General features: G+C 70.6%; 16 protein-coding genes, 2 rRNA genes and 1 pseudogene (1 of these 19 cut by a window edge). 12 read left to right on the top strand and 7 right to left on the bottom strand.

From position 1 onward, the window contains the following. Positions 1–213: 213 nt before the first annotated feature. Together VSR01_RS21640 and VSR01_RS21635 are read right to left on the bottom strand one after the other, a co-directional pair. Positions 214–1,218, bottom strand: coding sequence for a hypothetical protein (locus VSR01_RS21640; protein WP_326450829.1), 1,005 nt, complete (start codon positions 1,216–1,218; stop codon positions 214–216). After that, positions 1,206–1,796, bottom strand: coding sequence for a hypothetical protein (locus VSR01_RS21635; protein WP_326450828.1), 591 nt, complete (start codon positions 1,794–1,796; stop codon positions 1,206–1,208). The genes VSR01_RS21640 and VSR01_RS21635 overlap by 13 nt, the downstream gene beginning before the upstream one ends. A 348-nt stretch (positions 1,797–2,144) precedes the next feature. Between VSR01_RS21635 and VSR01_RS21630 the strand changes: the two genes are divergently transcribed. Genes VSR01_RS21630 through VSR01_RS21615 form a run of 4 tightly spaced genes read left to right on the top strand, consistent with a single transcriptional unit; the run spans position 2,145 to position 5,030 of the window. Further along, the gene (locus VSR01_RS21630) at positions 2,145–2,450 is read left to right on the top strand and encodes a hypothetical protein (RefSeq protein WP_326450827.1); all 306 of its coding nucleotides are present in this window, start codon (positions 2,145–2,147) and stop codon (positions 2,448–2,450) included. Beyond that, complete coding sequence (locus tag VSR01_RS21625; RefSeq protein WP_326450826.1) at positions 2,447–3,796, top strand: hypothetical protein; 1,350 nt, start codon at positions 2,447–2,449, stop codon at positions 3,794–3,796. Before VSR01_RS21630 ends, VSR01_RS21625 begins: the two co-directional genes overlap by 4 nt. Then, positions 3,793–4,398, top strand: coding sequence for a hypothetical protein (locus tag VSR01_RS21620; protein WP_326450825.1), 606 nt, complete (start codon positions 3,793–3,795; stop codon positions 4,396–4,398). Before VSR01_RS21625 ends, VSR01_RS21620 begins: the two co-directional genes overlap by 4 nt. After that, positions 4,395–5,030, top strand: a complete 636-nt coding sequence (locus VSR01_RS21615; RefSeq protein WP_326450824.1) for a hypothetical protein — start codon at positions 4,395–4,397, stop codon at positions 5,028–5,030. Before VSR01_RS21620 ends, VSR01_RS21615 begins: the two co-directional genes overlap by 4 nt. A 46-nt stretch (positions 5,031–5,076) precedes the next feature. Here the strand turns inward: VSR01_RS21615 and VSR01_RS21610 are convergent, their stop codons facing one another. Then, entirely contained in the window at positions 5,077–5,829 is a 753-nt protein-coding gene (locus VSR01_RS21610; RefSeq protein WP_326450823.1) for a phosphatase PAP2 family protein, read from the bottom strand. A gap of 443 nt (positions 5,830–6,272) precedes the next feature. Continuing rightward, positions 6,273–7,280, bottom strand: a complete 1,008-nt coding sequence (locus VSR01_RS21605) for a C40 family peptidase (RefSeq protein ID WP_326450822.1) — start codon at positions 7,278–7,280, stop codon at positions 6,273–6,275. 345 nt (positions 7,281–7,625) lie between these two features. On the opposite strand from VSR01_RS21605, the gene VSR01_RS21600 reads away from it, so the two are divergent. From VSR01_RS21600 to VSR01_RS21565, 8 genes and pseudogenes are all read left to right on the top strand, one after another. Then, entirely contained in the window at positions 7,626–7,934 is a 309-nt protein-coding gene (locus tag VSR01_RS21600) for a hypothetical protein (protein WP_326450821.1), read from the top strand. A 280-nt stretch (positions 7,935–8,214) separates the two neighbouring features. Continuing rightward, complete coding sequence (locus VSR01_RS21595; protein ID WP_326450820.1) at positions 8,215–9,042, top strand: hypothetical protein; 828 nt, start codon at positions 8,215–8,217, stop codon at positions 9,040–9,042. Then, positions 9,032–10,456: a hypothetical protein gene (locus VSR01_RS21590; protein WP_326450819.1), complete on the top strand. Its 1,425-nt coding sequence runs from the start codon at positions 9,032–9,034 to the stop codon at positions 10,454–10,456. Before VSR01_RS21595 ends, VSR01_RS21590 begins: the two co-directional genes overlap by 11 nt. Continuing rightward, a pseudogene (locus tag VSR01_RS21585) lies at positions 10,453–11,996 on the top strand (SCO6880 family protein). Before VSR01_RS21590 ends, VSR01_RS21585 begins: the two are co-directional and overlap by 4 nt. Before the next feature lie 36 nt (positions 11,997–12,032). Beyond that, a complete protein-coding gene (locus VSR01_RS21580) occupies positions 12,033–13,499 on the top strand; it encodes an ATP-binding protein (protein WP_326453751.1) in 1,467 nt (488 codons plus the stop codon). Between the two features lie 3 nt (positions 13,500–13,502). Next, on the top strand, positions 13,503–15,215 hold the full coding sequence (locus VSR01_RS21575; RefSeq protein ID WP_326450818.1) for a type IV secretory system conjugative DNA transfer family protein: 1,713 nt from the start codon (positions 13,503–13,505) through the stop codon (positions 15,213–15,215). 163 nt (positions 15,216–15,378) lie between these two features. Beyond that, the gene (locus VSR01_RS21570) at positions 15,379–16,398 is read left to right on the top strand and encodes a hydroxyacid dehydrogenase (RefSeq protein WP_326450817.1); all 1,020 of its coding nucleotides are present in this window, start codon (positions 15,379–15,381) and stop codon (positions 16,396–16,398) included. A gap of 137 nt (positions 16,399–16,535) precedes the next feature. Then, complete coding sequence (locus tag VSR01_RS21565; protein ID WP_326450816.1) at positions 16,536–17,375, top strand: hypothetical protein; 840 nt, start codon at positions 16,536–16,538, stop codon at positions 17,373–17,375. A 28-nt stretch (positions 17,376–17,403) separates the two neighbouring features. Here the strand turns inward: VSR01_RS21565 and VSR01_RS21560 are convergent, their stop codons facing one another. The 3 genes from VSR01_RS21560 to VSR01_RS21550 form a co-directional block, all read right to left on the bottom strand. Next, positions 17,404–17,904: a GNAT family N-acetyltransferase gene (locus VSR01_RS21560; RefSeq protein WP_326450815.1), complete on the bottom strand. Its 501-nt coding sequence runs from the start codon at positions 17,902–17,904 to the stop codon at positions 17,404–17,406. Between the two features lie 70 nt (positions 17,905–17,974). Beyond that, positions 17,975–18,091 (bottom strand): 5S ribosomal RNA (gene rrf, locus VSR01_RS21555). Positions 18,092–18,172: 81 nt separating this feature from the next. After that, positions 18,173–19,930, bottom strand: a 23S ribosomal RNA gene (locus VSR01_RS21550); it runs 1,369 nt beyond the window's last position.

The following is a 19,930-nucleotide window of genomic DNA, read 5'->3' as shown; positions in this document are numbered from 1 at the left end:
GCAGCAACCCCCCCCCCCCCCCGCGGCCGCGAGTGCGACGGCGACGGCGACGGCGACGGGCAAGGAAGAGCGAGTCACGTTGCGGTCCCCCGTGAGTGTCCGGTGTGTCGAGTCAGCGGTCGTGACCGCGTCGTCACGCCCCGGCATCGACACTACCGGCGGAGGACGTGCCTCCGTGGCCCGCTCCCCTGCCGCCTCTGTTCGGAGGTCCGATCAGCGGTTCACGGACTGGATCTCGCGGACGGTGACGTTCTGGACAGCGGTCGTGTAACCGTCGTCCATGGTCCCGGCCGCCGGTCCGTGCGGATCGGCGGTCGCCGTCCAGTGGACGTGCCAGGTGATCTGTGCCGTGAGTTGATACGTTCCGCCGTTACTGGACTTGCGATAGGTGATGTTGCACCCCGCACCCGAGGTGTCGATGTTGTAGGTGTCGCCGTTCTTCACGAACTTGTAGTCGCAGGACGAGGGGTCGGCCCACTTCGTACCCGCTTCGACGTGCAGGGAGTACGGATCGGCGACCACCGTCGCCGCCACCGGCGGGTTCGGCACCTGAGCGGTGACGTACACCTCCGGCAGGGCCGCCTCGAACTTCAAGTACGTGGCGAGGTTGACCTTCTGATTGCCTGCCGCCGGGCTCAGCTCGACCTTTCCCTTGCGCAGATGCGTCGCACCATAGGCCACCTTGGAAAGCATTTCGGGGGTCACGCTCGCGGGAGGCGGTGGATCGCCCGCCTTGACCCACTCCCACGGATTGCTGAGGGTGCAGGTGCCCGCACTGTACTCGGGCAGATCAGGGTTGTACGCGAGGACCCACCAGGCGCCCTTGTCGTCCTGGTGGTAGTGGATGGCGTTCATGTCCGACCTGATTTGGTACAGGTAGTCGTACACGGTGTCTTCCATCGCGTTGCCGGCGTCGTCGTAACGCTGGTTCAGGTACGCCTCGAATTCGGCCGGGGTCAGGGCCTCGTACCAGCAGTCGGGCGGCGTGAAGCTCGCGTTCACCGAGGTGATGGGCTGCGTGCTGTCGTCGCTCTGGGTCCCGGTGCCCGTCACGGACACTCGCGAGGACAGTTCCCCGTTGTGTATCTCCGGCGTGCGCGTGGGCGGTTGGGTCGGCGCACTGCCCCGGTCTGCCCACGCCGGGCCGGCCAGCACTCCGAGCAGCACCCCCGCCAGCAGCGCGGCGAACGGAGCGCGACGGCGCATCACACTGCGCATTTGCCCACACCCTTCTGCTGGGAGTAATCCACCAACTGCCAGTCCCCGGCGGCGTTCTTGGACAGACCCATGTGCCACAGGCTGAAGTCCTTGAGGGACGGACTGGTGCGGCGCACCTGCCCGGTGGCGATCACCTTGTCGAACGCCTTGCTCTCGTCCTCGCAGTAGCTGACCTGCGCACGGTCCTTGGCGTCGAATGACACGATCGGCCGGTAGTCCTTCACGGTGCCGGTGATGGTCAGGCCCTGCTTGCGATAGGCGATGACGTCGTCGGAGAACTTGGCACCCTGAAGCTGGGTGAAGTACCGCTTGATGTTGGGCGTGCTCCCCTTGCCTTCTCCCTCGGCCTCCTGCATGGTCATGATCACGTTCTTCACGTCACGCAGCACCGACTGCTTGGCGGCGTCGGGGTCTTCGAAACCCTCGAACTCCACCTTGGCGTCCGGCGGCAGGGCGAACGTCGGGGCCTTCGGCCGGCGGGCTGGGTGGGCGGGGCGGTGGTCGTCGGTGCCGCCGAGGTGGCCGGCGGGGCGGAGGTCGCGATCTTGTCGGAGCTGTCCGAACCGCCCCCGCCGCAAGCGGTCAGCAGCAGGCCCCCCGCGGCCGCGAGTGCGACGGCGACGGGCAGGGAAGAGCGAGTCACGTTGCGGTCCCCCGTGAGTGTCCGGTGTGTCGAGTCGGCGCGCGGATCGTCGCCGACGATGCCGTACGCCTGGACACCGACAGTACCGGCGGCCCGCACGCGGCTGTAGTGCCGTCCCACGATCGGTACGGGTTTGCAGCACGATTCACAACGCCTTCACGGGCCGGCGCGCCGGGAGGCCGCGCCGTGCGCGCCGAGCGGCGGGCCGGGACGGCTGCTTCTTTGCCCGCCCTTTCCCCGGAAGCGCTTGTTCGAGTTCCGTAGGATTGAAAGCCTGGTTCATATGACGGATCTCAGGGTCTCGTACGAAACGCTCGAGGAGTCCTCGCGCCACCTGAAAGCCATACAACGCGAGTTGGACGACACGAAGCACCACCAGGCGGACATCAAGGACTCGCTCGGCTCCGGCGACATGGCGCACGCGATGCACGACTTCGCGAGCAACTGGGACTACCACCGGCACAAGCTGCTGGACAAGATCCAGGCCATGGGCGAGATGACGGAGAAGACCCTGGAAGCCTTCAAGGACGTCGACAAGAAGCTGAAGGACGGGCTCGACCGGCCTGCGAAGGCGCGGCACGGGGAATGAGCAGGCCGTCCGACGCGGAGTGGGCCGTCCTCGGCGAGAGCGCGGACCCGGTGCCGGGCGATCCGCAGGAGATACGCGAGGAGGCGAACCGGCTGGGCCGGATGGCCGGAACCATCCGTGACCAGATCACCCTGCTCAAGGCGATCGCCGGCGACGAGAACATCGGGAAGTTCGCCGACACGATGCGGGAGACCGCGACCGACCTGCGCGACGGCCTGGACAAGGTCGCCGCCCGCTACGAGCACGTCTCCGGCTACCTCGGCAGCTGGGCCGACGACCTCGACCAGTGCCAGGCGGACTCCCTCAAGGCGCTCGCCCGTGCCCAGGCCGTCGCGACCACCGCCACCGCACCGGAGGCCGAGCCCGCACCCGGCTCACCCGCACCGCACCTCACCACCGAGGAGAAGCAGCAGCAGGACGCCGCCGACCGCGCCCGTCACGCCGCGCAGGGCGAACTCGACGCCGCCAAACACCAGTTGGCCCGCATCAAGGAACAGCGGGACGAACGCGCAAGCCACTGGAAGCAGAAGATCGAGGACACCGAGCACGACGGGCTCAAGGACAGCCGCTGGGACAAGTTCAAGGACTTCGTCCACGAACACGCCGAGCTCATCAAGCTGCTCGCCGATGTCTGCACCTGGATCGTCACCGCCCTGGTGATCGCCTCCCTCTTCATCCCCGGCCTCGACATCGCCACCGGTCTGCTCGCCGGCCTGATGCTGACCGCCCTCCTCGGCCACACCTCGCTCGCCCTGGCCGGCGACGGTTCCTGGATCGACGTCGGCCTCGACATCGTCGCGCTCGCGACCCTGGGCACCGCGACCTGGGCCAAGGGGCTGCTCAAGAACTCCACCGAGTTCGCCGAGTCCGTCGCGAAGACGGTGCGGACGCCGGTGGAGGACATCGGTGAAGACGTCGCCAGGACACTGACGGAGAGGTTGGAGCTGCCGCTCGACGTCAGCCAGACCATCGGACAGCGCGCCGCCTCCGCCCTCTCCGACTACGGCCGCGCCGTCGGGCAGAAGTTCCTCGCCGGCGGCGAGAAGGAAGTCGTCGAGCACCTCGCCAAACTCCGCGCGCTCGCCGAGGAGTTCCCCGACACCCGGCTCTTCCCCAACGCCCTCGCCCGCAGCGCCAGCGTGCTCCACGCGGTGCGGTTCGCCAACGGGGCCGCCAACGTCGCCGACGAGTTCGGCCACTGGGCGGGCGGCAGCGACCTCATCAACTGGATCGGCAACGACTTCGAAGGCGGTGTGAGCCACCCGCAACTGGAGGGCGACACCTCCCCGCACTGGGACACTTTCGGCCGGCTGAAGCAACTGACCACCCGGGAGATCGGCTCATGATCCCCGTGAGCGGCTACCGGCTCGTGGTACCGAGGGAATGGCGCAAGATCCCGGTGCGGCGCGGCGCCGACCGCGCGATCGCGGCCCTGCTGGACGAGGCCTTCGCCAAGCACAGCCGTGACCAGGTCGCGCAGTACCGCCGGGAGCTGGCGAACCGGCTGCAGTCACTCGTGGCTCAGGCGCGGCAGAACGCCGGAGTGGATCTGTACCTCCCCTTCGGGCGGCCGGAACGCAACCTGCCGGCCTCCTTCCTCGTGTCGTACGCCGAGTTCGGCAAGCCCGACGCCCCCGATCCGCGGCACGTCCTCGCCGAGGTCCTGGCCACCAGCGCCGGCGCGGGCGAGCCGGTGGAGCTGGACGGCACCTCCGGCCTGCGCACCGAGCGGACGTACGACGCCGATCCGGCCCGCGACGTCGACCACCCGTCGCGGCGGGTGGAGTACATCCTCCCGGTGCCGGCCACGCCCGACAGCTGGCTCGTCTCGTCCTTCTCCACCGTGGGCGAGGGCGATCCGGACGACCGTACGGCCAAGCTGCTGTGCGCGTTGTTCGACGCGATCATGGGCACCTTCCGGTGGGTCAGGCAGGAGGAGACGGCATGACGGACTTCGACCACCGCACGACGACCGACAACTGGGCCGAGATCGACTACGACCGGGACCGGTGGTTTCTCATGCCGCTGGCCTTCAAGGGCATCAAATGGCCGGACGCCGCGGAGTGGGCTTACGAAAACGCCTGCGACCGCTTCCTGCGCGGCGGGCGGACGCTCACCAAAAAGGTCGTCAAGAAAGAAGTCCTCCCCTTCGCCGAGCGGCTGGTGCGGGCCCACCACGAAGCCGCCGGACACATCGCCGGACACATGCTCTATCTGCACTGCCCCGATTACACCAAAGTTCCGCTGCTGCTCGCCGTGGGCCTGTGGAAAACCATGGGCACCTGGGAGGAGGCCATCCAGTACTACGCGTACGGCGGCACCAAGACGGCGACGACGACGCCCGTCGCGGACTGGATCACCACGGAGAACCTGGGCACCGGCGTCCGGGCATCCTGGCACGGCGAGCTCGAAGGCCCCTACGACCAGGTCAACTACATCTTCCGCAACGAGGCCTTCGCCACCGACGTGCACGCGTTCCTGATGGCCAACGACCACGACCGGTTCGTCGAAGCACTCCCTGACCTCGACCGGTTCATGCACGGCATCCGTTGCATCCCCAGCACGATCGGCAAGAGCTGACCGGCCGCCGGCGCCCGCGCCGCAGCCCGCCCTCCCGCCGGGCGCTTCACGCCGCCAAGTCGTTGTCCGCCGCGCTCGGCCGCGCCGCCGCGCCCGGCGGAGTCGCCGCCGACGCCGACGCGGACGCCGCAGACCCCGACGCGGCGGCCGTGCCCCCGCCGCCGCCCGCGCCCGCGCGCGCCGCGTGGACCAGGGGCGCCGCCCGCGTCCCCGCGACCCTCCGCGCGAGCGCCGTGAACAGCGCCAGCCCCAGCGGCGCGAGCAGCAGCGCCGTCGCCGCGCCGAGCGCGAACCCGCCGATCACGTCGGTGGGGTACTGCACGCCGAGGTAGACCCGGGTGAAGCCCTCCGCGAGCGCGAGCACTATAACGACCGTGCCCCAGCCGCGGCTGACCATGAACAGGCCCACCGCCACGGCCGCGGTGAGGGCCGCGTGGTCGCTGACGAACGAGAAGTGGTGGCCGGGACGGATCAGCACGTCGAGGCCGTCGTGCTCGGTGTACGGGCGGGGGCGCTGGACCAGCGCGCGCACCGGCACGGCGAGCAGCAGGGCGACCGCGCCCGCGGCCACCGCCCAGGCCACCCCGGCGACGGCCACCGGAGCCTCGGCGCGCGGCGCCCGGCGGGCCACCCGCCACCAGCACCAGCCGGCCAGCAGCAGACACAGGGCGACCAGGCCGTACTCGCCGAGGATCTCGACGCCGCGGTCCACGCCGTGCGGCGCCTGCCGGGCCAGTCCGTTGATGTCGCGGAGCAGGCTGATGTCGGGGTTCACGCTGTCGTTAGCGACCTCTGCCATGGCGGTGGTGCCCCTTACCCACATGTATGACCTACATGCACTTGCGTGCCCTGCCCTGTCCTGCACGCCGCGCTCACGGCGTACGCACCCGCGTGCGTGCCTGACGGGCCGTACGGGCCGAGCCGCCGGATCGCGGCGTCCGCGGGTTCACGACCCCCGGACGGCACAGCCGGTGTGCGTCGACTCGTCTGCAACCTCCGTCGCTTGCGTCCCGCGTCATTCTCCCCCGTACAACGGCCGATACGGTATGTAGCGTTCCTGTCTTCGCCAGAAGATCACCAGGCCGTTATGCAAGGGTGACCAGGCCGAACGGACAAATCCGCCCGGATGGTCAACGCTTAGGCCAAGACCTCACCGTGCGCACCCGTCACACGCGTCACAGCGGCGGGATGACGGAGTAGCGGGGTAGCCGGGTAGCGGGGCGGCGCAGGACCGCGCGGGCGTCACACGCCCGTGGCCGTCGGCAGCGCCTGCGCGCCCGCCTGGGTGACCCGCGTCGCGCCGATGTAGTCGGGCGAGTCGATCGGGTCGAACCGGATCACCGCGCCGGTGTGCGGCGCGTCGATCATGTACCCGCCGCCGACGTAGATGCCGACGTGGTGGATGGACCGCGGGTCGTTCAGATCGTAGGCGAAGAAGACCAGGTCCCCGGGGAGCAGTTGGTTGCGCGCCGGGTGCGGGCCGGCGTTCCACTGGTCGTTCGCCACCCGCGGCAGCGTGATCCCGACCGAGCGGTACGACGCCTGGGTCAGGCCCGAGCAGTCGAACCTGCCGCCCTGCGCGGCCGTGCCCTCGCCGCCCCACAGGTACTTCTTGCCCAGCTGCTGCTGCGCGTAGTAGATCGCCGCGGCCGCCTGCTGCGAGGGCGCGACGGTGCCGGCCGGCGCGGCGAAGCTGCCGGCCAGGGTGCGGATGCGCTTGACGTAGTTCTGCGTCTCGGCGAACGGCGGCACCCCGCCGGCCCTGATCACCGCGTACGCGCCGGCGTTGTACGACGCGAGCATGTTGTCGGTGATGTTCCCCGGCACGTCCTTGACGTACGAGGCGAGTTCGCAGTCGTAGGAGGCGGCGGAGGGGATCGCGTCCTCGGGGTCCCACACGTCGGCCTTGCCGTCGCCGTTGGCGTCGATGCCGTGGGTGGCCCAGGTGCCGGGGATGAACTGCGCTATCCCCTGCGCCTGCGCGGGACTCTGCGCCCGGGCGTCCCAGCCGCTCTCCTGATACAGCTGGGCGGCCAGCAGCGCCGGGTTCAGCGCGGGGCACAGATTCCCCCACTGCTGGACCAGCGGCTGGTACACGGCCGGCACCGTGCCCTTGGCGAGCGTGACCCGGCCGCCGCCGCCCTTGGCGAGCCCGGCCGCGGCGGAGTAGGTGCCCACGACGAGCAGCGCGAGGAACGAAAAGCTCAGGCCCACGCCGATGATGACGGCCAGCCAGACCTTGCGCGCCACGACGCCCCTCCCGCTTCCCGTCCGCGTCGGACGTGCCGACGCCGCCGCCCGTGCCGGACGGCGCGGCCGCCGCCGCGGCCGCGCCGACCCCGGACTTTCCGGATGTCCCGCTCACACGTTCTCATCGTTGCCCTGGGGTGATGCTCGTGATACACAGAGTAGTCGTCTCTGTCCTTCGAACACCGGTCCACACCCCAGTCTGGGGGTTGCGGGCCGGATCACACGGACGATCCGCCGAGAAAGTCACTCAGTCGACATGCAACAGCGGAATCCTCCGTCAAACTGGAACCTGGCCCCTTGCGCCCCGGCGAGGGAGCCAACTGGTCGAGCGGGGTGGTGAGTTACATGTTCCTGGCAGCCGCGAAGGGCGACATCAACACCATCATCGGTGGCATCGCCCCCGACTGGGGACCCTTCGGTTCCCTCGGCAACGAAGCACGTGTGATGATCGAGGTGGTCATGGCCGCCGCGATCCTGCTGTGCCTGGCCATCGCGATCTGGGGTGCCGCGAAACAGCGGATCGGCGCCACGGCGCTGCGCGACACCTTCAGCGCGGAGCAGGGCAAGGGCCTGATCATCGCCGGACTGACCGGCGTGTTCATCATCGGATCGCTCGGCACGCTGTTCACCATCGTGTACGGGATGGCCGTGTAGCCGCCCCGGCCCACCCGGGGGCCCGTACGGCGGCCCGCGCAGCGGCCGTACAGCGCCTCCGACCACGTCCAGGAGCCCGTCCCAGGCTCCATCGCTCCGATCGAGGCTGCGTGCTGATGCCCACTCAACCAAGCAGCGGCGCCGTCCGCGCCACGCGCCGGCCCGGCATGCCCGGCATGCCCGGCGGCGGCCCCGGCATGCCCGCGGCACCCGGGACGCCCGGCGTGCCGGGGGCCCGCCGCGTGCCCGCGGCGTCCGCGGCGCGCGGAGTGGAGGAGCGATGAGCCTCGGCGAGGACGGGCCCGGCACCAGGACGCGGATGCCCGAGCAGCACGCCGGCGGCACCGGGCGCAGGACCCAGCCGCAGCCGCGGCGCGCGCTGGTGACGGTGGTCGGCGTGGTGGTGCTGCTGATCGCGGCGCTGGCGTTCGCCAACCGCGGCGGCAAGAGCGACGGCTCCGCCGCGGCGGACGGCACGTCAGGGACCAAGGCCGGCGGCGCCAAGGGCTCCTCGGCGGCCTCCGCGACCGCGCCGACCGGGCAGCGGCCGGTGACGTCGAAGACCGCGGGCATCCCGGCGGGGTTCGCGCACAGCGTCCAGGGGGCGCAGTCGGCGGCGGCGAACTACGCGGTGGCGCTGGGCGGGGTGGACATGTTCAACGCGGGGCGGCGGCACGAGATCGTGGCCACCGTCTACGCGCCCTCCGTCAGCGCCGCCCTGCAGAGCACCCTGGACCGGGCGTACTCCGCCGACGCGGAGAAGGCTCTCGGCCTCACCTCCGACGGCACGGCGCCCGCCGGACTGACGTTCGTCTCCCGTACGGTCCCGGTCGGCGCCAAGGTGACCGCCTCGGCCCCCGACGCGGTGAGCGTCGACGTGTGGTGCACGGCGCTGTCCGGACTGGCCGGCCAGGGCTCCACCAAGCCGGTGTCGTCATCCTGGTTCACCGTCAGCGAGAAGCTGGTGTGGACCGCGGGGGACTGGAAGATCCAGTCCTCCACCCAGAAGCAGGGGCCCGCGCCGGTCAACGGCGACGACCAGGCCGCCACGGCGGACGAGATCTCGGGTGCCGTACAGCAGTACGGAGGGTTCACCTATGCCAGGTAGCAGGCGTGTCCCGACACGGGCGGCTGCCCCGGTCCCGCACCGGGCGCCGTCCCGTCTGCCGCTGCGCGCCGCGCTGACCGGTGTGCTGGCGGGGGCGCTGGTCGCGCTGGCCTCCGGCACGGCCCTCGCCGACACCCCGACCCCCACCCCGACCCCGTCGGGCAAGGTCGGCGGCGGCCCGGTGGTCACGTCCAACCCGTGCGACGGACTGATCGGCGCGGCCAAGGACTACTGCACCAAGGGCGACACCTCCTCGCCGGCGAAGGGCACCAACCCCACCGACTCCCTCGACCCCCTCACCTCCCTCGGCAAGGGCTGCGCCGAAGCCGCCTCGTGGACGATCGACAAGCTCGCCGCCGCGGTGACCAAGACGACGCAGGTGGACTTCACGAACACCGCGTTCCTGCGGCAGTACGCCGTGGTGTTCGCCGCGTCCACGATCCTGACGCTGATCCTGTGGCTGCTCGCCGTCGCCAAGCGCGCGGTGCGCGGCGTGCCGCTGACCGAGGCGCTGACCGAGGCCGTCGGATTCCTGTGGCTGACCGTGCTCGCCTCCGCGTTCACCCCGCTGGTGCTGTACACCGTGGTGTCGGCCACCGACGCGGTGACCACCGTGGTGTCCTCGGGCACCAAGTCCGACACGGACGTGTTCTTCGGGTCGTTCTCGGCCGCGCTGAAGAAGGGCGACGACATCGGCGGCGGACCGATCATGCTGATCGTGGTCTCCATGGTGTCGGTGCTCGCCGCCGGCGTGCTCTGGCTGGAGCTGGTGATCCGCGCCGCGCTGCTGTACGTCGGCGCGCTGCTGGGCACCGCGGTGTACGCCGGCCTGGTGGACAAGAACATGTGGCACCACGTCAGGCGCTGGGCGGGCATCATGATCGCGGTGATCCTGGTCAAGCCGGTGATCGTGATCGTGCTGGGCCTGGCCGGCGCGCTGTCGTCCTCCGACGACGGGCCGGACGCCTTCTCCGCGGTCGTCTCGGGCCTGGCCATCATCCTGCTGGCGATCTTCGCGAGCTTCATGATCTACCGCTTCGTCCCGGGCTTCGGCGACGACGTGGTGAACCTGCGCAACGGCCGCAAGGCGGCGGGCGGCGGCAGCCCCGCACAGGCCGCCGCCGTGATCTCCTCGCCCGCCGCCCTGGTCAAGCAGGGCATCAAGACCCACAGCGCCCGCGGCGGCCCGCAGGAGCAGGCCCAGGGCGGCGGCGCCCAGCCCGCCAACCCGATGGCCGGCGGCATGGCCGCGCACAGCTCCCGTACGGGCAGCTCGGGCGGCAGCGGCTCCACCGGCCGCGGCGGCGGCTCGGGCGGACCGATGAGCGGCTCACCGTTCAGGAGCGGCCCCGGGCGCGGCCCGGGACCGGGCAACAACGGCACCACACCGGGACAGGGAGGTGATCGCCGGTGACGACCCAGCCCTTCACCCAGCCTCGGCGCACGTATCTGATCGGCAAGGCGCGGCCGAACGCGATCGTCGGCAAGAACCGCGAGACCGGGGAGATCGCGCTGATCGTCCTCGGCGCCGGCCTCGGCATGCTCTCCGGGCTGCTGATCCCGGTGCTGCTGCTGCGCATCGTCGGCCTGGTCGGCTGGCCGACGCTGGCCCTGGCCGCGGTGTACATGCCGTACCGGCGGCGGACGTTCTACCGCTGGTTCGAGATCAACCGCACCTTCCGCCGCACCCTGCGCACCACGCCGGTCTACCGGTCCGGCGTGCAGGAGGCCGGCACCCGGCTGGACGGCCGCGAGGTCGAGGTCGGGCCGCCCCCGGGGATCGGCCGGATCACCTGGCTGGCCGCGCCGTTCGGCCCCGACGAGATGGCCGTGCTGCTGCACGTCGACCGGCGGACGGTGACCGCGGCCATCGAGATCGAGGGCCCGGGCGTCGGACTGCGCGACAGCGAGGACCAGGAAGCCCTGGTGGAACGGTTCGGCACCCTGCTCAAGCACGTCGCCAACGGGGACGGTTTCGTCACCCGGCTGCAGATGCTGGCCCGTACGCTGCCCGCCGACCCCGACGCGCACGCCAAGGACGTCGCCCAGCGCGGCGACCCGGACGCCGAACGCTGGCTCAAGGACTCCTACGAGCAGCTGCAGTCCATGGTCTCCACCTCCTCCGAGCAGCACCGCGCCTACCTCGTGGCCTGCATGCACTTCACCCGCGAACTGGCCGCCGAGGGCAACGCGATGGCCCGCGCGACCGCCGGCCGCGGGGTGAAGGTCGACAAGGACGCGGGCCTGGCCGCGGTGATGGCCCGCGAGCTGAACGACATCTGCGCCCGGCTCGCCGAGGCCGACATCCGGGTCCGGCAGCCGCTCGGCCAGGCCCGGCTGGCCTCCCTGGTCCACTCGATGTACGACCCGGACCACCCGATCGACCACATCCAGGCGATGAGCCGCCGCAACGCCTCGCAGGCCGAACTCGACGCCACCGAGCCGACGTACCTGCAGGCCAAGACCCGCGAGTCGATGACCCGGGCGCCCTGGAACCACGCCACCGCCTGGATCAAGGAGTGGCCGATGACGCCGGTCGGCGTGAACTTCCTGGCCCCGCTGCTGGTGCATACCCCGGACGTGATCCGCACGGTGGCCGTCACCATGGACCTGGAGCCGACGGACGTGGCGATCGAGCGGATGCTGACCGAGAAGACCAACGACGACGCCGAGGCCAGCCGGGCCGCGAAGATGAACCGGGTGGTCGACCCCCGCGACATCGCCCACCACGGCCGGATCGACCAGCGCGGCGAGGACCTGGCCAGCGGCGCGGCGGGGGTGAACCTGGTGGGGTACATCACCGTCTCCTCGCGCTCCCCGAAGCGCTGGCGCGCGACAAGCGAACCATTCGCGCCTCCGCGGGTAAGTCGTATCTGAAGCTCGAATGGTGCGATCGTGAACACCACAGGGCTTTCGTGAACACGCTGCCGTTCGCGACCGGCATCCGCCGCTGACGCTCGGACCGACCCAAGGAGGCCGCTGCCATGCCGATGCTGGACCCTCTCGCCGCGATCACGGACGCCTTCACGAGCTTCCTGTTCGGGCGCGTGGAGACCACCCGGCTGCCGGTGCGCACCTCGACCGGCCAGGCGCAGGCGGTCTACCTGCCGACCGCCGCGCCCGGCCTGGGCGACTCCGGGGTGATCATCGGCCGCGAGGTCTACTCGGGCAAGGGCTACATCTACGACCCCTTCCAGCTCTACGGCCAGCAGCTGCCGGCCCCGCACTGGCTGGTGCTCGGCGAGTCCGGCAACGGCAAGTCGGCGCTGGAGAAGACGTATGTGCTGCGGCAGCTGCGGTTCCGCGACCGGCAGGTCGTGGTGCTCGACGCGCAGGGCGAGGACGGCGTCGGCGAGTGGAACCTCATCGCCCGCGCGATGGGCCTGACCCCGATCCGGCTGGACCCGATGGCCGCGCTGGACGGCGGCATCAAGCTCAACCCGCTGGACCCGGCGATCACCGTGACCGGACAGCTGGCGCTGCTGCGCACCATCATCGAGGTCGCGATGGGCCACGGCCTGGACGAGCGCTCCGGCTTCGCCCTGAAGGTCGCGCACGCCCACGTCGCCGAGACGGTGACGGACCGCCAGCCGATCCTCACCGACATCGTGGACCGGCTGCGGCACCCGCTGGCGGAGTCCACCGAGGGCATGAACGTCGAAGTGGACGACGTCCGCGCCTGGGGCCTCGACGTGGCCCTGGTGCTGGACCGGCTGGTCGACGGCGACCTGCGCGGCATGTTCGACGGGCCGACCACCGTCGGCATCGACCTGGACTCCCCGCTGATCGTCTTCGACCTCTCGCACATCGACCGCAACTCGATCGCCATGCCCATCCTGATGGCGATCGTCGGCGTGTGGCTGGAGCACACCTGGATCAGGCCGGACCGCAAGAAGCGGATCTTCCTGGTGGAAGAGGCCTGGCACATCATCAACTCGCCGTTCGTCGCGCAGCTGTTCCAGCGGCTGCTGAAGTTCGGCCGCCGCCTCGGCCTGTCCTTCGTCGCCGTCGTCCACCACCTGTCCGACGTGGTCGACGGCGCCGCGGCCAAGGAGGCCGCCGCGATCCTGAAGATGGCCTCCACCCGCACCATCTACGCCCAGAAGGCCGACGAGGCCCGCGCCACCGGCCGGGTGCTCGGCCTGCCCCGCTGGGCGGTGGAGATCATCCCGACGCTCACCCCCGGCATCGCGGTGTGGGACGTCAACGGCAACGTCCAGGTGGTCAAGCACCTGATCACCGAGACCGAACGCCCCCTGGTCTTCACCGACCGCGCGATGACCGAGTCCTCGCTGGATCGGGCCGCCGACGTCCAGGCGGAGGCCGACGCGGAGGCCGAGGCCCGCGCCGAGGCGCACGCCGCTGCCCAGGTCGCCATGGCCCAGCACGGCGAGCACCCCGACCATCCGGACCGCCCCGACCACGCCCCACGCATGGCCGGCGACGCGGTGGCCTGACGCGTGGCCGGGCGGAAGAAACAGCAGCAGGGCGGACTGCCGGACGGCCTGGTCGTCTCGGTCATCGCCCTGCTGCTGGGCGTCACACTGCTGGTGTGGACGGCCACCGGCATCTCCGGGCTGCTCGCGCACGGCTCCTGGCCGTCCGGCCTGCACTTCACCCGCACCCCGCAGGCCATGCGGTCGCTGATCGCCGAACCGCACGACATGCCGGCCGCCTGGCCGCAGACCGACCCCGCCGACCTCTCCGACTCCGGGCTGTTCTGGGGCGTGTTCATCGCCCAGTTCATGGTGCTGTTCGTGCTCGCGGTGTGGTTCTTCAACGCCCTGAACCGCTGGCGCACCCGCGGTCTGCGGCGGCACGCCCCGCCCGCGCCCGCCCCGGAGCAGGAACAGCCGGCGCCGCTGCCACGCCAGCGCAGGGCCCGCGGTCCCGCGGTCGCCAAGGACGACGAGAGCCTGGACGCCTGGTTCCGAACCGTGCCGCGGGCCACACCGCCGGCGGCGACCGCGCCGGCCGCCACAGGGGCCGCCGGCGTGCCGGGCGCCCCCGGCGGCGGCTACGCCCAGGACCCGCCGACCGCGCACCTGCCCGCAGCGGCCCTCGCCGGCGGCGCGGGCCCCGGCGCCGACCCGGCCCCCGCGAGCACCGGCGCCGCCCCGGGCTTCCTGACCGCCGCCTCCTCGGCGTCCGCCGCCCTCGCCGACGGCGAGGTCTCCCGCACCTACGCGCTCTTCGCCGACCCGCGCGGCGACAAGGGCAAGCAGATCGTGCAGCCCGCCGTGCTCGCCGCCGCGGGACCGGTCGTGGTCACCACCGCGGACCCCGAGACGTACCACCAGACCGCCGGCAACCGCGCCAAGCTCGGCCCCGTCCACGTCTTCGACCCCACCCACCTGCTCGACGTGCCCGGACGGCTGCGCTGGGCGCCGCACAGCGGCTGCGAACGCCCCGCCACCGCCCGCACCCGGGCCGCCGCCCTGCTCGCACCGCTGCGCACCGAACGCGCCGACGAGGCGATCGTCCACGACACCGCCGCGACACTGCTGCGCTGCTGGCTGCACGCCGCCGCGATCGGCGGGCTGCCGTTCCGGCAGATCCAGCGCTGGGCGGCGGGCGGCGCCGCGGCCGGCGAGGCCGTACGCATCCTGCGCACCGACGTCGACGCCGCCTCGGGGTGGAGCGGCGAACTGGAGTCGGTGCTGCACGCCCACCCCGAACGCCGCGACGCCGCCCACGCGGTGATCCGCCGCATCACCGAACCGCTCGGCTCGGTCCACATCCGCGACGCGTGCAGCCCGGGCAGGACCGGCGGCCTGGATCTGGAATCGTTCACCGCGGAACGGGGCACTCTTTATGTGGTGGGACAACGGGTCGAGGAACCCAGGACCCACCCGGGTGCGATGCCGCTGCTCACCGCACTCGTCTCAAGCGTGGTCGAGCACGGCCGGGGCATGGCCGCAGGGTCATCCTCCGGTCGGCTCGACCCACCAATGACCTTCGTCCTGGACGACATCGCGGCACTCGCCCCGCTGCCCGAGCTGCCCGGCCTCCTCGCCGAGGGCCACGCTGCCGGCCTGCCCGCCCTGGCCGTCCTGCGCTCCCCCGAACAGGCGCTGGCCCGCTGGGGAGCGCCGGTGTGGCAGCACGCCGACCTGCGCCTGGCGCTGGGCGACGAGCACCCCGCGGTGCCGGACGCGGTCCGACTGCGCTGACCGCCCGCCCCGGCCCCGGCCCCGAGCGCCGCCCGCACCTCACCCCCGCCCGCGCGTTGACGCACGCCGATCACCGGCCTAGGGTCCCAACGGCAAGGATGTAAGCGCTTACTCCACGCACTTGGCCCAAGTGCTGACCCGACACGCGGACGAGGAGCGGGACATGGCGGAACCGGACCCGTCGCCACGGCGGCCCCGGCTGGTGCTGGCGATGCGCCCGGACATCCTCGACCTGGTCCTCCCGGCGCCCGTACGCGCCCGGCTCGACGCCCTCGCCGACGTCCACCCCGCCCCCGTCACCGACTGGGCCGCCCCGGACGCCGCCGCGCCGCTGGCCGCCGCCGACGTCCTGCTCACCGGCTGGGGCTGCCCCCCGCTGGACGCCGCGGCGCTGGACCGCGCGCCCCGCCTGGCCGCCGTGCTGCACGCCGCCGGCACCGTCAAGGGCCATGTACGCCCCGAGGTCTGGCAGCGCGGCATCGCCGTCTCCTCCGCCGCGGACGCCAACGCCGCGCCCGTCGTCGAGTTCACCCTCGCCACCGTCTGGCTCGCCGCCCGCGGCGCCCTCGGCGCCTCCGCCGCCTATGCCCGAGGCGAGCTGCCCACCTACCGCAGCCGCCGCGGCGCCGACGGCGCGACCATCGGCGTCATCGGCGCGTCCCGCATCGGCCGCGGCGTCATCGACCGCCTGCGCGCCGCCCCCACCGGCTTCCGCATCCTGCTCGCCGACCCCTACGTCACCGCGGCCGAAGCAGCAGCCCTCGGCGCCGAACACGTCGACCCGGACGAGCTGTGCCGGCGCAGCGACATCGTCACCGTCCACGCCCCTGACCTCCCCGAGACGCACCACCTGCTCGACGCCCGCCGCCTCGCCCTGCTCCCCGACGGCGCCGCCGTGATCAACACCGCTCGCGGCCGCCTGGTCGACACCGCCGCCCTCACCGCCGAATGCGCCACCGGCCGCCTCGACGCCTACCTCGACGTGACCGACCCCGAGCCGCTGCCCCCCGACCACGCCCTGCACCGCCTGCGCAACGTACTCCTCACCCCGCACATCGCCGGCTGCCAGGGCACCGAGGTCCAGCGCCTGGGCGGATACGCCGTCGACGAGCTGGAGCGCTGGACCCTCGGCGAGCCCCTGCTCGGCGCGGTACGCGCGGACGACCTCGCCCGCATCGCCTGACCGCACCGCCCGGCCGCACCGCCCGGCCGCACCGTCCGGCCGCACCACCCGGCCGCGCACCCTGGCGCGAACGCCCCCGCTGCGCATACTGGGCTCGGGGGCGCGGCCCGGCACCGCGCGGCAGGGGGAGAACACCCGTGATATCAGAACCCGAGATGACCGGCGGCTCGCAGACCGCCCCGGCACGGCTGCCCGCGCCCCGCGGCCCGGAAGCGCCCCGCCTCACCGATCCCGACCCCGCAGACGCCGCCGCCCTCGACCTCGTCGAAGGCGCGGGCCCCGCCGAGGCGCCCGCCCGCCGCAGACTCCCCCGGCACTGGACCTGGGCGCTGACCGCCACCGCCGCCACCTGCGCCCTGTGGGCCGCCGGCCTCACCGTCTGGCAGCACGCGCAGCCGGACGGCCCCGACCTGCACGGCTACCAACTCGCCGGCAGCCCCTGCGCCCGCAGCTCCCTGGCCCCGCTGGTGGGCACCTCCCCGAGCCACGCCTACACCAACCCGGCGGTCTTCTCTCACGGGCCTGCCCTGGACCGCGCGGAGTGCTCCGCCGGCACCGTCGCGAACCGCACCACGACCAGCGAGCCCCAGTCCTCCATGGTCACCGTCACCGTGGAGCTGCACAAGAAGACCGACCCCCGCGCGGAGTTCGACGACCAACGCGCCCTGATCCTGCCCACGCTGGTGCCCGCGAGCCGGGTGATCCGGGTCCCCGGCCTCGGTGACGAGGCGTACTTCCTCGTCACCGACCCGGACCAGATCGACCTCAAGGTCCTGCACGGCGGCCTGGTCCTCCAGCTCGCCTACACCGTCAACCGCGAGGGCACCGCCGAGAGCGCGCTGATCGCGGTCAGTCCCGCCGACGGCACCACCATCGGCGAGTCGACCACCACCGGCACACCTCCCGACGTCACCGGCGCCTACCGCAAGCCGCTCATCGCCGCGGCCCGCAACGTCCTGGCCAACCTGGCCTCGTGACGTCCTCGTGACGTCCGCCCTGCCCCGCTCAGGCCCGCTCCAGCGCGTACTCGTACTCGGTGTATCCGGCGTCCAGCGGTGAGGCCATGGTCCGCCCGGTCGGCCGGAATCCCAACCGCCGGTAGAACGCCTGCGCCCGCGGATTCTTCTCGTGCACCCACAGGTGCACCCGGTCGGCCCGGTCCCACGTCCAGGCGATGGCCGCGGCGAACAGCTTCTCGGCGACGCCCGACCCGCGTACCTCCGGCTTCAGATACACGGAGTTGATGCTGTAGTAGTCGGCCCGTTCGGCCACGACGACGGCCAGCCCGACCCACTCGTCGCCGTCACCGCCGACCCGCACCGCGACGACCTGCTGCGCCCCCTCCCCGGAAGCACGCCGCCGCCACTGGTCGTCGCTCATCGCCGACTCTTCGTCGTACGTCCGGGCAAAGGCCACGGACGCGACGGGATCGAGCAGCGCCTCCAGTCGCAGGGCCCGGCTCTGCTTCCACTCCGCCGGCGCGACCGGCCGTATCTCGTACCGCATGAGCCGACGGTACAACGCAAAAAAGCCCGGGTCCCCCGACTTTCTCGGGGGACCCGGGCTTTGAATGATTGTTCGGCGGTGTCCTACTCTCCCACAGGGTCCCCCCTGCAGTACCATCGGCGCTGAAAGGCTTAGCTTCCGGGTTCGGAATGTAACCGGGCGTTTCCCTCACGCTATGACCACCGAAACACCATGAAACACACCCACCCCGCCAACGGGTGGGGCTGGTTGTTTCAGAACCGCACAGTGGACGCGAACACACAGTCTTGTAGACAAGCCCTCGGCTTATTAGTACCGGTCAGCTCCACCCCTCACAAGGCTTCCACATCCGGCCTATCAACCCAGTCGTCTCCTGGGAGCCTTAACCCCTCAACGGGGGTGGGAGCCCTCATCTCGAAGCAGGCTTCCCGCTTAGATGCTTTCAGCGGTTATCCCTCCCGAACGTAGCCAACCAGCCATGCCCTTGGCAGGACAACTGGCACACCAGAGGTTCGTCCGTCCCGGTCCTCTCGTACTAGGGACAGCCCTTCTCAAGACTCCAACGCGCACAGCGGATAGGGACCGAACTGTCTCACGACGTTCTAAACCCAGCTCGCGTACCGCTTTAATGGGCGAACAGCCCAACCCTTGGGACCGACTCCAGCCCCAGGATGCGACGAGCCGACATCGAGGTGCCAAACCATCCCGTCGATATGGACTCTTGGGGAAGATCAGCCTGTTATCCCCGGGGTACCTTTTATCCGTTGAGCGACGGCGCTTCCACAAGCCACCGCCGGATCACTAGTCCCTACTTTCGTACCTGCTCGACCCGTCAGTCTCACAGTCAAGCTCCCTTGTGCACTTACACTCACCACCTGATTGCCAACCAGGCTGAGGGAACCTTTGGGCGCCTCCGTTACCCTTTAGGAGGCAACCGCCCCAGTTAAACTACCCACCAGACACTGTCCCTGATCCGGATCACGGACCGAGGTTAGACATCCAGCACGACCAGAGTGGTATTTCAACGACGACTCCCACCAGGCTGGCGCCCGATGATCACAGTCTCCCACCTATCCTACACAAGCCGAACCGAACACCAATATCAAGCTATAGTAAAGGTCCCGGGGTCTTTCCGTCCTGCTGCGCGAAACGAGCATCTTTACTCGTAGTGCAATTTCACCGGGCCTATGGTTGAGACAGTCGAGAAGTCGTTACGCCATTCGTGCAGGTCGGAACTTACCCGACAAGGAATTTCGCTACCTTAGGATGGTTATAGTTACCACCGCCGTTTACTGGCGCTTAAGTTCTCAGCTTCGCCCCACCGAAGCAGGACTAACCGGTCCCCTTAACGTTCCAGCACCGGGCAGGCGTCAGTCCGTATACATCGCCTTACGGCTTCGCACGGACCTGTGTTTTTAGTAAACAGTCGCTTCTCGCTGGTCTCTGCGGCCACCCCCAGCTCACACTGCAAGAGTGATCACCAGGTGTGGCCCCCCTTCTCCCGAAGTTACGGGGGCATTTTGCCGAGTTCCTTAACCATAGTTCACCCGAACGCCTCGGTATTCTCTACCAGACCACCTGAGTCGGTTTAGGGTACGGGCCGCCATGAAACTCGCTAGAGGCTTTTCTCGACAGCATAGGATCATCCACTTCACCACAATCGGCTCGGCATCAGGTCTCAGACTACGTGCCAGACGGATTTACCTACCTGGCGTCCTACACCCTTACCCCGGGACAACCACCGCCCGGGCTGGACTACCTTCCTGCGTCACCCCATCACTTACCTACTACCACCTCGGGTCACCGGCTCCACCACTCCCCCTCACTCCGAAGAGATCAGGGGCGGCTTCACGGGCTTAGCATCAGAGGATTCGATACTGGGCGCTTCAAAGCGGGTACCGGAATATCAACCGGTTGTCCATCGACTACGCCTGTCGGCCTCGCCTTAGGTCCCGACTTACCCTGGGCAGATCAGCTTGACCCAGGAACCCTTGGTCAATCGGCGCACACGTTTCCCACGTGTGTATCGCTACTCATGCCTGCATTC

This window comes from Actinacidiphila sp. DG2A-62, assembly GCF_035825295.1.
Lineage (GTDB): Bacteria > Actinomycetota > Actinomycetes > Streptomycetales > Streptomycetaceae > Actinacidiphila.
This window is presented reverse-complemented; position numbering and strand designations above follow the sequence as displayed.

Coding starts and splice junctions, on each gene's coding strand:
- VSR01_RS21590 (WP_326450819.1), top strand. CDS start 9,032: ATGCCAGGTAGCAGGCGTGTCCCGACACGGGCGGCTGCCCCGGTCCCG.
- VSR01_RS21640 (WP_326450829.1), bottom strand. CDS start 1,218: ATGCGCAGTGTGATGCGCCGTCGCGCTCCGTTCGCCGCGCTGCTGGCG.
- VSR01_RS21615 (WP_326450824.1), top strand. CDS start 4,395: ATGACGGACTTCGACCACCGCACGACGACCGACAACTGGGCCGAGATC.
- VSR01_RS21560 (WP_326450815.1), bottom strand. CDS start 17,904: ATGCGGTACGAGATACGGCCGGTCGCGCCGGCGGAGTGGAAGCAGAGC.
- VSR01_RS21610 (WP_326450823.1), bottom strand. CDS start 5,829: ATGGCAGAGGTCGCTAACGACAGCGTGAACCCCGACATCAGCCTGCTC.
- VSR01_RS21580 (WP_326453751.1), top strand. CDS start 12,033: ATGCTGGACCCTCTCGCCGCGATCACGGACGCCTTCACGAGCTTCCTG.
- VSR01_RS21620 (WP_326450825.1), top strand. CDS start 3,793: ATGATCCCCGTGAGCGGCTACCGGCTCGTGGTACCGAGGGAATGGCGC.
- VSR01_RS21625 (WP_326450826.1), top strand. CDS start 2,447: ATGAGCAGGCCGTCCGACGCGGAGTGGGCCGTCCTCGGCGAGAGCGCG.
- VSR01_RS21570 (WP_326450817.1), top strand. CDS start 15,379: ATGGCGGAACCGGACCCGTCGCCACGGCGGCCCCGGCTGGTGCTGGCG.
- VSR01_RS21595 (WP_326450820.1), top strand. CDS start 8,215: ATGAGCCTCGGCGAGGACGGGCCCGGCACCAGGACGCGGATGCCCGAG.
- VSR01_RS21630 (WP_326450827.1), top strand. CDS start 2,145: ATGACGGATCTCAGGGTCTCGTACGAAACGCTCGAGGAGTCCTCGCGC.
- VSR01_RS21600 (WP_326450821.1), top strand. CDS start 7,626: ATGTTCCTGGCAGCCGCGAAGGGCGACATCAACACCATCATCGGTGGC.